Source organism: Photorhabdus kayaii, assembly GCF_025384895.1.
GTDB lineage: Bacteria > Pseudomonadota > Gammaproteobacteria > Enterobacterales > Enterobacteriaceae > Photorhabdus > Photorhabdus kayaii.
The window spans coordinates 1-15,243 of record NZ_JAJAFZ010000012.1 but is presented as its reverse complement, the minus strand read 5'-3'; the positions used below and the strand labels follow the sequence as shown (position 1 = coordinate 15,243).

The following is a 15,243-nucleotide window of genomic DNA, read 5'->3' as shown; positions in this document are numbered from 1 at the left end:
GGGCGCAAAAAACAACCATGAGAGGAACGTACATATGAACCAGCAAGTTATTATCTTCGACACCACGTTACGTGATGGAGAACAAGCATTACAGGCCAGCTTATGTGTGAACGAAAAACTCCAGATTGCCTTGGCCTTGGAGAAAATGGGTGTTGATATCATGGAAGTCGGTTTTCCAGTTTCCTCTCCTGGTGATTTTGAATCTGTACAGACGATCGCTAAGCAGATAAAAAATAGCCGTGTTTGCGCCTTAGCCCGTTGTGTAGAAAAAGACATTGATGTGGCCGCAGAAGCATTAAAAGTTGCAGACGCTTTTCGTATCCACGTCTTTTTAGCCACTTCCGATTTACATATTGAATCCAAGCTGAAAAAAACATTCGAAAATGTCATGGAAATGGCAACTCAATCAATCAAACGGGCACGTCGTTACACTGATGATGTCGAATTCTCCTGTGAAGATGCGGGCCGTACACCTATTGATAATCTGTGTCGGATCGTTGAAAACGCTATCAAAGCAGGCGCAACGACGATCAATATCCCAGATACTGTCGGTTACACCACGCCATATCAATTTGGCGGCATCATCACTAACTTGATCGAACGCGTTCCTAATATTAATAAAGCGATAATATCCGTCCATTGCCACGATGATTTGGGGATGTCTGTCGCCAACTCTATCACAGCAGTACAATCCGGAGCTCGTCAGATAGAGGGGACGATAAACGGTCTGGGTGAACGTGCCGGTAACTGTTCACTGGAAGAAGTCATTATGGCGATTAAAGTCCGTCAGCAAATGTTAGGTGTTTATACTAATATCAACCATCAGGAAATTTACCGCACCAGTCAGTTGGTCAGCCAATTATGCAATATGCCAATCCCCGCGAATAAAGCAATTGTTGGTAGCAATGCATTTTCCCACTCATCCGGGATTCATCAAGACGGGGTACTGAAAAATCGTGAAACTTACGAAATTATGACACCAGAGTCCATCGGCCTGAAAGAAATTCAATTGAACCTGACTTCCCGTTCTGGTCGCGCCGCAGTGAAACACCGTATGGAAGAGATGGGATATCAGGATAAAGATTACGATCTGGATAGCTTATACGAAGCCTTTTTACGTCTGGCAGATAAAAAAGGCCAGGTATTTGACTATGATTTGGAAGCCTTAGCGTTCATCAATTTGCAACAACAAGAACCTGAATTTTTCCATCTGGACAACTTTAATATCCAATCTGGCTCCAATGTGATGACAACAGCTGCTGTACGTTTAGTGTGCGGTAAAGAGGTGAAATCAGAAGCTGCCACAGGTAATGGACCGGTAGATGCTGTCTATCAGGCAATCAGTCGAATAACTGAATACCCAGTTGAACTGGTTTCTTATCAGTTATCAGGTAAAGGCCAAGGAAAAAATGCACTGGGTCAGGTAAATATCGTTGTCGAATGCTTTGGGCGTCGCTTCCACGGCATGGGATTGGAAACAGATATTGTTGAATCTTCTGCCAAGGCAATGATTCATGCTCTGAACTGCGTTTGGCGTACAGAGCAAGTTAAGAAAGAGAAACAACGTATACAGCAAAATACAAAGGAAATGGTGTAAACATGTCGAACAATTATCATATTGCAGTTTTACCCGGTGATGGTATTGGCCCTGAAGTTATGGCACAAGCCTATAAGATATTGGACGCAATCCGTAAGCGTTTCAATATCCGTATCACCACCAGCGAATATGATGTGGGTGGGATTGCTATTGATCACCACGGCTGTTCACTACCGGCAAAAACCGTAGCAGGTTGCGAACAGGCTGATGCCATATTGTTCGGCTCCGTGGGAGGGCCTAAATGGGAACATTTACCACCAGCAGAACAACCTGAGCGTGGCGCACTGTTGCCATTGCGCAAGCATTTCAAACTATTCAGCAACTTACGCCCTGCCCGCTTATATGCTGGATTAGAGGTATTTTGTCCTTTACGCCATGATATTGCCGCCAAAGGCTTTGATATTTTATGTGTCCGTGAATTAACCGGCGGTATCTATTTTGGTCAACCCAAAGGACGTGAAGGCCAAGGTAAATATGAACGAGCATTTGATACTGAGGTTTATCACCGTTTTGAAATCGAGCGTATTGCCCGCATCGCCTTCGAATCCGCTCGCAAACGCGGTAATAAAGTCACATCTATTGATAAAGCAAATGTGTTGCAGAGTTCCGTATTGTGGCGAGAAGTTGTTACTGAGATTGCAAAAGCGTATCCAGATGTAGAAATCAATCACATGTATATTGATAACGCCACCATGCAGTTAATTAAAGATCCGTCTCAGTTTGATGTGATGCTGTGCTCCAATATTTTCGGCGATATCTTATCTGATGAGTGCGCCATGATTACCGGTTCAATGGGGATGTTACCTTCTGCTAGCCTGAATGAAAAAGGTTTTGGCCTGTACGAACCCGCTGGTGGTTCTGCACCAGATATTGCCGGAAAAGGTATTGCTAACCCGATAGCCCAGATCCTGTCTGCCGCTTTACTGTTGCGCTATAGCTTAGGTCACAATGACGCCGCTAATGCGATTGAACAAGCGGTTAACTACGTACTGGAACAGGGCCATCGCACAACAGATTTAGCCGGAAACGGTAAAGCAATTAGCACTGATGAAATGGGCAGCGCTATCGCCCGTTATATAGCCGAGGGTGTTTAACATGGCTAAGACTTTATATCAAAAATTATATGATGCTCATATTGTCCGGGAAGTACCGCATGAAACCCCGTTACTCTATATTGATCGTCATCTGGTTCATGAAGTAACCTCCCCGCAAGCTTTTGATGGTTTGCGTACTAAAGGCCGCCCAGTGCACCAACCCGGTAAAACGTTCGCAACAATGGATCATAACGTATCCACGCAAACAAAAGATATTAACGCTTGTGGTGACATGGCACGTATTCAAATGCAGGAGTTGATGAAAAACTGCGCTGAATTCGGTATCACATTATATGACCTCAATCATCCCTATCAGGGGATTGTTCATGTCATCGGCCCTGAACAGGGGATAACCCTACCAGGCATGACGATTGTTTGTGGTGATTCCCATACTGCCACGCACGGCGCATTCGGCTCGTTGGCCTTCGGTATTGGCACTTCTGAAGTTGAACATGTACTCGCTACCCAAACTCTGAAACAAGCCCGTGCCAAGACTATGAAAATCGAAGTGATGGGTGATGTCGGTGATGCTATTACCGCCAAAGATATCGTTCTGGCGATCATCGGCAAAACAGGCAGTGCAGGTGGTACAGGGTATGTAGTGGAATTCTGTGGTAAGGCGATTGAAGCACTTAGCATGGAAGGCCGTATGACTTTATGTAACATGGCAATTGAAATGGGTGCTAAAGCAGGTTTAGTTGCACCGGATGAAACCACTTTTACTTATATGAAAGGCCGCCAGTTCTCACCGAAAGGAGAGCTATGGAAGCAAGCTGTTGCTTACTGGAAGACATTGAAATCCGATCCTGATGCACAATATGACACCATTGTTACGATTAATGCAGAAGAGATCTCCCCGCAGGTTACATGGGGAACAAACCCTGGGCAAGTGATCGCCATTGATCAAACAATTCCAGCGCCGGAATCTTTTAGTGATCCTGTTGAACGAGCATCTGCTGAAAAAGCACTGGCGTATATGGATTTGAAACCCGGTATTAAGCTAACAGATGTGAAGATCGATAAAGTCTTTATCGGCTCTTGCACCAACTCCCGGATTGAAGATTTACGGGCTGCCGCAACCATCGCACAAGGCCATAAAGTTGCACCTGGTGTTCAGGCGATCGTTGTTCCCGGATCAGGCCCCGTTCAAGCACAAGCAGAAGCAGAAGGTTTAGATAAAATTTTCATAGAGGCCGGTTTTGAATGGCGCTTACCCGGATGTTCCATGTGTCTGGCAATGAATAATGACCGCCTGCAACCCGGTGAACGCTGTGCTTCTACCAGTAACCGCAACTTTGAAGGGCGCCAGGGACGTGGTGGACGCACCCATTTGGTGAGTCCAGCGATGGCAGCAGCAGCAGCGATTAATGGTCATTTTATCGATATACGCCATCCAGCACAGAAGTCATAAAGGAGAGAATGATGGAAAAGTTTATTCAACATACCGGCTTAGTTGCTCCTTTAGATGCGGCAAACGTCGATACTGATGCCATTATTCCCAAACAATTCTTGCAAAAAGTCACTCGCACAGGCTTTGGTCAGCACCTGTTTCATGACTGGCGTTTTCTTGATGAGGCAGGACAAAAACCTAATCCTGAATTCGTATTAAATCAGCCTTGTTATCAGGGTGCCAGTATCCTTCTGGCTCGTGAAAACTTTGGTTGCGGTTCCTCCCGTGAACATGCACCTTGGGCACTAACGGATTATGGTTTTAAAGTTGTTATCGCCCCAAGTTTCGCGGATATTTTCTACGGTAATGCTTTCAACAACCAGTTACTGCCAGTAAAACTGAACGATAACGATGTCAATGAGCTATTTGAGTTGGTTCAGCAAAACAAAGCTTGCCGTTTTACTGTCGATCTAGAACAACAGAAAGTCCATGCTGGCGATAAAAACTATGATTTTGAAATCGATAGTTTCCGGCGCCACTGTATGATGAATGGTCTGGATAGTATTGGCCTAACATTACAACATCTGGATGCCATAATAACCTACGAGCAAGAACAACCGGTTTTCCTACGTTAATTTTTCCGTTATTGATTTATCCCGTAGTTTTCTACTACGGGATTTTTTCTATAGAAATTTACAGATAGAAATAGCGATAGTAGCTGGACAAAACACCTCCAATACCAGATTATTACTCGCTTTAAACTGATATGTATACCCTATGGATTTCAAGATGCATCGCGACGGCAAGGGAGTGAATCCCCGGGAGCATAGATAACGATGTGACCGGGGTGAGTGAGTGCAGCCAACAAAGAGGCAGCTTGAAAGATGACGGGTATAAAAGAAATAGAGAGTACACAATGTATAATAAGAAAAAAAGCCAGTAAGCTTTCTTACTGGCTGGCAAATCACCATTACTCAAGAAAATTGGGGGAGAAGCCAGATTTCGTCTGGCCTATTGAGCTACTTTCAATATGGATAATTATCGTCGCAATATAAGGAAATAAAAATTGATGAATAATACTCTGGAGTTCCTCTTTTATGCCCAGTTCACGCTTACAACAACAATTCATTCGATTATGGCAACACCATCAAGGAAAAGAGGCTGAAACAACGTTACAAGAACTGGCAAATGTACTGCATTGTTCAAAACGCCATATCCGTTCACTGCTCAACAATATGCAGAAAGCTGGCTGGTTACAGTGGCAGTCTGAGTCCGGGAGAGGGAAACGTTCTCAACTGAATTTTTTACGTGATGGATGGGAATTTCAACAACAACGAGCTGAAGAGTTGCTTGAGCAACATAACGTTGAGAAGTTGGTCCAACTGGTTGGTGATAAAGATACAGTCCGTCATATGGTACTATCCCAGATTGAGCGCCGTTTCCGTCAAGGAAAAAACTTACTGCGGATACTCTATTATCGCCCCTTCCCTAATCTTCTACCCGGTTCACCTTTACGCCGTTCTGAAATTCATCTGGTCAGGCAGATATTTAATAGCCTAACCCGCATAAATGAGGAAAATGGGGAACCAGAAGCTGACATAGCTCATCATTGGCAACAATTATCCTCAAATCATTGGCGCTTTTATCTACGGCCGGCCATCCATTTTCACCACGGCAGAGAATTACAGATGGCAGATGTCATCGCTTCGCTACAAAGATTACGCAGCCTGCCCCTTTTTTCTCATATTGAAAAAGTCACAACGCCCACCCCCTACGTGATTGATATTTTTCTTTCAGAACCTGATCTCTGGCTCCCCTTATTAATCGGCAGCCCACATGCCATGATCTTGCCTCAAGAGTGGCAAAAGTTACCGAACTTCTCTCGTATGCCAGTGGGAACCGGCCCTTACCAGGTCATAAAAAACAGCGCTCAGAAACTACAAATTCGTGCCTTTGATAATTACTTTGGCTTTCGGGCACTGATTGATCAGGTGAATATATGGTTTCTACCAGAATTAGCGGAGAAACTGGTTTGTACAACTCTGCATCTGGAAAGTGACAGCACGGATAATAACTCGCTAGATAGCAGGATAGAAGAAGGCTGTTATTTCCTACTACACGACCATCGTTCAACTAAATGTAAGAGAGAAGACGTTCGCCAATGGCTATGCAGTCTGCTAACACCGATCAATCTGCTAGCGCATTGTGACCCCTTTTATCAACGTCACTGGTCACCCGCTTATGGTTTATTACTGCGCTGGCATCACAGTAAGCTCATATCCGAATTGAACAAACCAGAGGATATTACCCATCTGACCGTCACGCTTTGTCATCAACATCACGAATACCACACAATCAGCCAGATCCTTCAAGCCATACTGACCAAGTGCGGCGTCGAATTGAAAATCAACATCGTGGATTATGACACATGGTTCAATGGTAACACCGAAAGTGACCTCTGGCTTGCTACCGCCAACTTTTATAATCCTCTGGAGTTTTCGCTGTTCGCTACACTGTACGAGATGCCATTATTGAAAAAATGCCTTGGTAATGACTTAAGTAAAGAAGTATCACAATGGCGACGACAAGAGTTATCGCTTGAAGAGTGGTGCGAAAAAATAGTTGATGAACATTGGTTGCATCCACTGTTCCACCACTGGCTTGAGTTACAGGGGCAGAGAAGTATGCGGGGAGTCAAAATGAACACCTTTGGTTGGTTTGATTTCAAATCTGCCTGGTTCAACCCATATGAAGGGTAATTCACAGAAAAAGCCAGAGTTATGAACATACACAGGTGTGCAAACTTGCTTTTATTCACTTTTTCTGTGGATATCTATGTGAAAAAGGCAGGGGTAATTCAGGTATAGCTTTATATTATGAATTATCAGTCTATAGACAAAAAATGAAATAGTATTTATTTTTCATTGAAATAGCAGCTATTTATCTCGCTATTTCTAGCATCAACCATAACTATAATGGACAACGTTAGTTGATGAGAACAAAAAACAATCAAAAATTATGTTATCCACAGGTTATGCTTTTTAGTTAAGCAAAAAACAGCGGTTTTTGTAGAAAAAAGTGTTAGTCAAACCTGTAAATCAAACCAGTGATCTCATTTTTGTCTACTTATCCCATAAAACTGTGGATAACATGGTGTAAGATCCTGTTCATTATTACCAGCAATAGGTGAACAAGAACGGCAGTCAATTTTACAATATTTGAAACAGCAATAAAAAATGTTTGTATATCATGCTATTATCACTTTTTAGCTATTGTATGAACCTCGGATTTATTATTCACAGAAACTAAGGCTGTTTTTTGACCTAAAAAACGGATATCTCAAATGAACATACTGTTTTCCCCCCCACCTCCACCAGACAACGAGCAACAGTTGCTTGAATGCGCCCAACTTCTGGCTGGCTTATCAATGGGAGAACTCGCGGCAAAAGCAAATTTACCTATCCCACCCAATCTGAAACGAGATAAAGGCTGGGTAGGCATGTTGCTAGAATATTATCTGGGGGCAAGTGCCGGCAGCAAGCCAGAGCAAGATTTCGAACATATCGGTATTGAGCTTAAAACCATCCCAGTAGACAGAAGAGGTTATCCATTAGAAACAACATTTGTCTGCGTTGCACCATTAACAGGGAACAGTGGTATTACCTGGGGAAGCTGTCATGTTAGACGCAAATTATCGCGAGTGCTGTGGATACCTGTTGAAGGTGAACGGGAAATCCCTCTAGCCAAACGCAGGGTTGGCTCTCCTTTATTGTGGAGTCCCAATCAAGAAGAAGAAGAGTTACTACGTCGCGACTGGGAAGAATTGATGGATTTCATCGTGCTTGGCAAAGTAGAGAGCGTTACCGCTCGTCATGGCGAAGTATTACAGTTGCGCCCAAAAGCGGCTAACAGCAAAGCATTAACCGAAGCAATCGGTGTACACGGCCAGCCTATTATGACTCTGCCTCGCGGGTTCTATCTAAGGAAAAATTTCACTGCTCCTCTACTGGCCCGTCATTTTTTGATTTAACGTTGAGCTCTGACTGATTTTTACATCGACATACTTACCTTACATCTAATCACGCGTATAATTAGCTTTTTACCTTAAGGTTTTAATAAGCAATGTTAGAATGGATTGTTGATCCCCACGCCTGGATGGCACTTGCCACCCTGACAATTCTAGAAATCGTTTTAGGGATTGATAACATTATCTTTTTGTCACTTGTTGTGGCAAAACTCCCTAACCATCAACAAAATAAAGCACGTAAGATCGGACTAATGGGAGCAATGCTGATGCGCTTGGCGCTGTTAGCATCTATTGCCTGGGTTATTCGGCTAACCTACCCGATATTGACAGTTTTTGAACATGACATTTCTGCCCGTGACTTAATCCTATTCTTTGGCGGTCTATTCCTGATCTGGAAAGCCAGCAAAGAAATCCACGAAGCGATCGAAGGTGACAATGAAGGAGAGCTAAAACGTCCTGTTCACTCCTTCCTGGGGGCCATCATCCAGATTATGTTGCTGGACATTATTTTCAGCCTGGATTCAGTCATCACCGCTGTTGGCCTGTCCGATCACCTATTCATTATGATGGCAGCCGTTATCATAGCCGTCGGTGTCATGATGCTCGCCGCTCGTCCTATCGGTGAATTCGTTGACCGTCACCCTTCCGTCAAAATGCTGGCGCTGTCGTTCTTAATCCTTGTAGGCTTTACCCTTATTCTGGAAAGCGTACAAGTGCATATACCTAAAGGTTACATCTATTTTGCTATGTTCTTCTCAATGGCAGTGGAAACACTGAATCTCATGCGTGGGAAAAAGAAAAGAAATTAGAAATAACGCTAAATAACGCTAAAAAATATCATTCTTTGATTTAAAAAGTACGCCATAGATGCCCAGTTCAGTACTGCGGCATCTCAATTCTATGCAGCAAAAAATTGCCGGTTATTTCGGCATTTTTTGTTATACCTGGCTAACCTAGCCAAATATGAAAACTTTATTATGACTATCCAAACAAATATGCATGAAGCTAAAAGTAACTTAAGCCAACTAGCTGACAAACCTTATGTCCAACTTATACCAATAACCCAATCAGATAGGGTTCCTGGAAGATTCGAAGATCTTACTACCATAGGAGAGGATTTTTTTAATACAGACCGGGAAATTCAGTTCATGCTTGAAGGTAACAAGTGAAACATTTGTTGCTTGATAAACATGTTCTTAATGGAATTCGGTTAATTGATGCTCGCATGTAAAAAATGACAAAGAGCCTCCAAGAAAAGCATATAAAGGTTACATCAATCCAAATAACAGCCGAGTTTCAAGGGATAGCGCCACAACTCAGTACGAGCTTATTTCACTATCCCCTAAGACTATATTAAGACTATGTGCTCTTTAGCGCTTCTTAGATGCCTGTAAATAAAGCATCTCCAATGCAATAGTCGCACCGGCCAGAGCCGTAATTTCAGACTGATCATAAGCTGGAGCAACTTCTACCACATCCATACCGACAATATTTAGCGGTTGCAAACCACGCAGCAATTTCAGTGCACGATCGGTTGTCAGGCCACCAATGACTGGCGTGCCCGTACCCGGCGCAAAAGCTGGATCAAGACAATCGATATCGAAAGTCAGGTAAACCGGCATATCACCAACCGTCTCTTTTATCTGAGCAAGCAAATCATCCACACTACGGTCATTAACCTGATCAGCATCCAGTACCGTAAAACCATCGTCCCGTCCATGCTCAGTACGAATACCAATTTGTACTGAATGATGCGGATCGATCAACCCTTCATTTGGTGCGTGATAGAACATGGTACCGTGATCAAATTGGCTACCGTTTGGATAGGTGTCAGCATGAGCATCAAAATGAACCAGAGCCATTTTACCGAAATGTTTGGCATGAGCGCGCAACAAAGGCAAAGTAATAAAGTGGTCACCACCAAAAGAGAGCATACGCTTACCGGAAGCCAGCACTTTTTCAGCATGAGCCTGTAATTTATCACTCATATCCTGAGCATCACCAAAGTTGAAGACCACATCACCGCAATCTACAACTTTAAGACAATTGCGTAGCTTAAAATCCCACGGCCAACGGCGGCTTTCCCATGCCAAGTGAGTAGAAACCTGACGAATGGCCGCAGGCCCGTGGCGACTACCTGCACGACCTGATGTTGCCATGTCAAATGGTACGCCAGTAATTACCCACTCTGCATCGCTGGAATATGGCTGGAAATTCAGCGGAAAGCGCAGGAAACCGAAGGCATTAGAAACCAAAGAGTCATCTTGTTGGTTGCCCAAGGTACTTATTGTCATGAGATATATCCTCAAAAGTTTCCCGACAGAACAAAGCTATTTAATTCCAAGATACCCATGCCATGACGAAATGGGGTATTTCTGAGATAACCCTATTTCTCTGCATCTCCGCATCTGGTTTATATTAAATAACGTTATCTGTATACAGGAGGCTTAATTAACACCAGAAGATTATTCATCTTCCAGATATGTGTAGCCATAAAGACCACTTTCAAATTCCAGTAAAAATTGCTCTTGCAAGCCTGTATCCAAATCCGTGCCTTTTACTTGATCACGGAAGCGAGCCATCAATACATTAGGGTCCAGTTTCACATATTGCAGCATATCCGCGACTGAATCCCCCTCTTCACTTTGGTTATAGGTCACTTCGCCATTATCGAATACATAAACATCAATAGCCGCTGTATCGCCAAACAGGTTATGCATATTGCCAAGAATTTCCTGATATGCTCCCACCATGAAGAAACCAATCATTGGCGGGCAATCAGGATCATAAGCGGGCATCGGCATTGTCGCGGCTACACCATCACCATCCACATAATGATCAACAATACCATCGGAGTCACAGGTGATATCCAACAATACCGCACGGCGATCCAACGGCTTATCCAGTCCCTCAATGGGTAAAACAGGAAATAACTGATCGATACCCCATGCATCAGGCAGAGACTGGAACAGTGAGAAATTCACATAGAATTTGTCTGCCATACGCTCTTGCAACTCATCAATAATTGGCCGGTGAGCACGGTTGCTTGGATCAAGATCCTGTTGAATATGGCGACAGATATTCAGATATAACTCTTCCGCCCACGCCCGCTCTGCCAAATCCAGCATGCCATGAGCATATTGTGTATGAACATCATGTAGATCGAGCTGACCATCATGCAGCGATTCACGTAAAGAGCGTCTATTTCCTTCTGAATGCATCTCCTGCCAGGTTTCCCACAAACTGGTGAGCGGGCGAGAAGCATCTTCTGCCGGTGGTGTCGTCTGCGTAAATTCATTACGCTCAACCCCGATAACATTAGAGACCAAGACAGTATGGTGAGCGGTCAGGGCACGACCTGATTCCGTGATAACCGTCGGATGGGGTAAACCATGTTCATCACAAGCATCACCAATACCCCAGATGACATTGTTGGCATATTCATTCAACCCATAGTTCACAGAACAATCAGATTGAGAGCGGGTCCCTTCATAATCGACCCCCAGTCCACCACCAACATCAAAACATTGAATATTTACCCCGAGTTTATGTAATTCGACATAAAAACGCGCTGACTCACGGACACCTGTTGCAATATCACGGATATTCGCCAACTGTGAGCCTAGGTGAAAATGCAACAATTGCAGACTATCAAGTCGATCCACTGCGCGCAAAATCTCAACCAATTGCAATACCTGAGTTGCCGCCAGCCCAAACTTCGATTTTTCACCGCCACTGGCTTGCCATTTACCTGAACCCTGAGATGCCAAACGTGCACGGACTCCCAAACGCGGGATCACATTCAATCGTTCAGCTTCTTCCAATACCTGGGCAATCTCAGACATCTTTTCGATCACCAAATAAACCTTGTGACCTAACTTCTCACCTATTAGCGCCAGACGAATATATTCACGATCTTTATATCCATTACACACGATGACGGTACGAGTCATACCCGCATGGGCCAGCACTGCCATTAATTCCGCTTTAGAGCCAGCCTCAAGCCCTAAAGGTTCACCGGAACTGGCCAGTGATTCAATAACGCGGCGTTGTTGGTTAACTTTAATGGGATAAACTAAAAAGTAATCGCCTTTATAACCATATGACTCTCTGGCACGTTTAAATGCGGCATTGATTGAACGCAAACGATGTTGCAGGATTTGAGGGAAACAAAATAGCGCCGGCAAACGCAAATGTTTCTGCTCCTGCTGAACTTTTTTCACCAATTCCGCAAGATCAATTTTTGCCCCCGGCAAATCAGGATTTGGACACACACTAACATTGCCAAGATCATTGACGTAGTAGTAACTCCCTCCCCAATATGCAATATTGTAAGTCTGTTGCATTTTACGAGCGATATTATCATTCATGGCAGTCTCCTTAAGGGAGTTAGAGTTTTTCGCCTTCGCCTGTAATTAATAAATAACCCAAAACGCCATAATCTCACGTGTTGAGAAATATCAGGGAACAGCATGCTCTTAGGTTGTAAAAAGCGTTTAGTTACTACTAAACAACGACAAAATTACCGAGTGACAATACGACTGTCCGACATATCCGGCCTGTTTGCTGGTAACAGATAACATCGAATTAAAGACATATTGAAAAGAAAGGAAAAAGACGCGGATACATCCGACGACAAGTGTGGCTGTTGGCCATTAGCAATCAGCAGATAATGGTTCATTACCCCATTCACCCCCACACATGACTCATATCTAAGGAGCCATTTTCTCGATTGAGAAACAGAAGCTAGTTAGCTTTCTGCGAATCTGTAGCCAAAATAGTTCAACTACGGCCGCAGTTTATACTCGCAATCACATAAAATTGCAAAATGAAATTGAACAAAACTGACATACAAACCAAGAAATTATTCATTCACCCAATGAAAATGACTAGCTGAACTAAAAAAATCTAGCACATGGATAAGAATTATCCTAAAATAGCCATCTAGATGTTAATCCATCCATTTCCAAACTGAAATTATATTTTAAGGTAACGTTATATAATGACCACATACCTTTTCACTTCCGAATCTGTTTCCGAAGGGCATCCTGATAAAATTGCAGACCAAATATCTGATGCCGTTCTTGATGCTATTCTAGAACAAGATCCAAAAGCACGAGTTGCCTGTGAAACCTATGTTAAAACCGGCATGGTCATGGTTGGTGGTGAAATTACTACCAGCGCTTGGGTTGATATTGAAGAAATTACGCGACAAACAGTTCGAGAGATTGGTTATGTTAATTCTGAAATGGGTTTTGATGCAAACTCATGTGCAGTATTAAGTGCCATTGGTAAACAATCACCGGATATTAACCAAGGTGTTGACCGTGAAGATCCCCTGCAACAAGGTGCTGGTGACCAAGGGCTAATGTTTGGTTATGCAACCAACGAAACTGATGTACTCATGCCTGCGCCTATCACCTATGCACACCGTCTGGTTCAGCGTCAAGCTGAAGTTCGGAAAAATGGTGTACTGCCGTGGTTACGCCCCGATGCTAAAAGCCAAGTCACTTTCCAATACAATAACGACAAAATTGTCGGCGTTGACGCGGTTGTACTTTCCACACAGCATGCTGAAAATATTAGTCAGAAAGATCTGCAAGAAGCGGTCATGGAAGAGATCATCAAGCCGGTACTGCCTGCTGAATGGTTAAATCCAACAACCAAATATTTCATTAACCCAACTGGTCGTTTTGTCATTGGTGGCCCAATGGGTGACTGTGGTCTGACTGGTCGTAAAATCATCGTAGATACTTACGGTGGCATGGCACGTCATGGTGGCGGAGCATTCTCCGGTAAAGATCCATCCAAAGTCGACCGTTCAGCGGCTTATGCTGCACGCTATGTGGCAAAAAATATTGTCGCGGCTGGTCTGGCTGATCGTTGCGAAATTCAAGTTTCTTACGCTATCGGCGTTGCAGAACCGACTTCCATCATGGTGGAAACATTCGGCACTGAAAAAGTTTCAACGGCAACTTTGACTCTACTGGTACGTGAATTCTTTGATTTACGTCCTCATGGTTTGATTCAGATGCTGGATCTATTGCACCCAATCTATCGTGATACTGCCGCTTATGGTCATTTTGGTCGTCCACAGTTCCCGTGGGAAGCCACTGATAAAGCAGAAGCACTGCGTGATGCTGCGGGCCTAAAGCTATCAGCGATGAATATGTAAAAATATATACGCGAAAAGCCCGGTTTGGATAATTGAACCCGGCTTTTTTAGCATTAGCTGACAATTGAAGAATCCGTGACAATATTATTATCAGCTTGTTTCAGGATTTCTAATAAAATTCACTGATCATTGCCTATTTACTTTCAATACATGAAATTAGTTAACGTTCCAATTTCTCTACAACAAGCCATTATGAATACTTTGCAGCAAAAACTGCAACAAGCAAACTTATATCTCAACCGTGATTTTCCTGAACCTACAATAAACTACCGCCAGAGGGGAACTACTGCGGGCAGTGCCTATATAAAAAATTGGGAAATCCGCCTTAATCCAGTATTATTGATTGAAAATCAACAAACTTTTATTGATGAAGTTGTACCTCACGAATTAGCTCATCTATTGGTTTATCGCTACTTTGGGAAAGTGCCTCCACATGGAAAACAGTGGCGTTGGATGATGGAAAAAGTACTGAACGTTCCAGCTAACCGTACACACAAATTTAAAATCGACTCAGTACGTAGTCAAACTTTTACTTATTACTGTAGTTGCCAACAACATGAATTAACCCTACGACGCCATAATAAAATTCTGCGAGGAGAAAGTCATTATATCTGTCAAAAATGCGGAGAAAGGCTTATTGTTAAATCAATTGACTCTTTCAATCCTAATTTATAAAGATTTATAATAATAAAAATGTGATTTAATTACCCCACTATCTGAATATAAATCACACTAATAATATATGAACCAAAATCCTATTTTATCAATAAATTCTTATAAATATTCTCATTTTAAAAAAGAAAGAAATTTTTTAAGTAAAATTAAAATCTCCAGATAAGAAAATTAAGCAATAATTAATTTTATACCCTATGGATTTCAAGATGCATCGCGACGGCAAGGGAGCGAATCCCCGGGAGCATAGATAACTATGTGACCGGGGTGAATGCAGCCAACAAAGAG

11 protein-coding genes are annotated in these 15,243 nt (G+C 43.1%); 9 read left to right on the top strand and 2 right to left on the bottom strand.

The window, feature by feature from the left end; all coding sequences use genetic code 11:
- The first annotated feature begins 34 nt into the window (after positions 1-34).
- From leuA to LGZ98_RS06685, 7 genes are all read left to right on the top strand, one after another.
- A complete protein-coding gene (gene leuA / locus LGZ98_RS06715; protein ID WP_112895372.1) occupies positions 35-1,597 on the top strand; it encodes a 2-isopropylmalate synthase in 1,563 nt (520 codons plus the stop codon).
- 2 nt (positions 1,598-1,599) lie between these two features.
- Positions 1,600-2,691 (top strand): 3-isopropylmalate dehydrogenase, encoded by a 1,092-nt coding sequence (gene leuB / locus LGZ98_RS06710; protein ID WP_262977857.1) that lies wholly within the window; start codon positions 1,600-1,602, stop codon positions 2,689-2,691.
- Position 2,692: 1 nt separating this feature from the next.
- Positions 2,693-4,102 carry a 3-isopropylmalate dehydratase large subunit gene (gene leuC, locus LGZ98_RS06705; protein ID WP_228899512.1) on the top strand — a complete coding sequence of 470 codons (1,410 nt, stop codon included), beginning with the start codon at positions 2,693-2,695 and terminating at the stop codon, positions 4,100-4,102.
- Between the two features lie 8 nt (positions 4,103-4,110).
- Positions 4,111-4,716, top strand: coding sequence for a 3-isopropylmalate dehydratase small subunit (gene leuD, locus LGZ98_RS06700; protein ID WP_228899514.1), 606 nt, complete (start codon positions 4,111-4,113; stop codon positions 4,714-4,716).
- A 462-nt stretch (positions 4,717-5,178) separates the two neighbouring features.
- Positions 5,179-6,840, top strand: coding sequence for an HTH-type transcriptional regulator SgrR (gene sgrR, locus LGZ98_RS06695; protein ID WP_262977856.1), 1,662 nt, complete (start codon positions 5,179-5,181; stop codon positions 6,838-6,840).
- 584 nt (positions 6,841-7,424) lie between these two features.
- Complete coding sequence (mutH, locus tag LGZ98_RS06690; protein WP_112878568.1) at positions 7,425-8,111, top strand: DNA mismatch repair endonuclease MutH; 687 nt, start codon at positions 7,425-7,427, stop codon at positions 8,109-8,111.
- Between the two features lie 92 nt (positions 8,112-8,203).
- Positions 8,204-8,917 (top strand): TerC family protein, encoded by a 714-nt coding sequence (locus LGZ98_RS06685; protein WP_228899520.1) that lies wholly within the window; start codon positions 8,204-8,206, stop codon positions 8,915-8,917.
- Between the two features lie 561 nt (positions 8,918-9,478).
- Here LGZ98_RS06685 and speB read toward each other — a convergent pair.
- Positions 9,479-10,402 carry an agmatinase gene (speB, locus tag LGZ98_RS06680; RefSeq protein WP_113043361.1) on the bottom strand — a complete coding sequence of 308 codons (924 nt, stop codon included), beginning with the start codon at positions 10,400-10,402 and terminating at the stop codon, positions 9,479-9,481.
- 171 nt (positions 10,403-10,573) lie between these two features.
- Positions 10,574-12,478: a biosynthetic arginine decarboxylase gene (gene speA / locus LGZ98_RS06675; protein WP_113043362.1), complete on the bottom strand. Its 1,905-nt coding sequence runs from the start codon at positions 12,476-12,478 to the stop codon at positions 10,574-10,576.
- A gap of 632 nt (positions 12,479-13,110) precedes the next feature.
- Between speA and metK the strand changes: the two genes are divergently transcribed.
- Both metK and LGZ98_RS06665 read left to right on the top strand, forming a co-directional pair.
- The gene (metK, locus tag LGZ98_RS06670; protein WP_011147846.1) at positions 13,111-14,283 is read left to right on the top strand and encodes a methionine adenosyltransferase; all 1,173 of its coding nucleotides are present in this window, start codon (positions 13,111-13,113) and stop codon (positions 14,281-14,283) included.
- A 150-nt stretch (positions 14,284-14,433) separates the two neighbouring features.
- A complete protein-coding gene (locus LGZ98_RS06665) occupies positions 14,434-14,958 on the top strand; it encodes a SprT family zinc-dependent metalloprotease (protein WP_113043363.1) in 525 nt (174 codons plus the stop codon).
- The last annotated feature ends 285 nt before the right edge of the window (positions 14,959-15,243 follow it).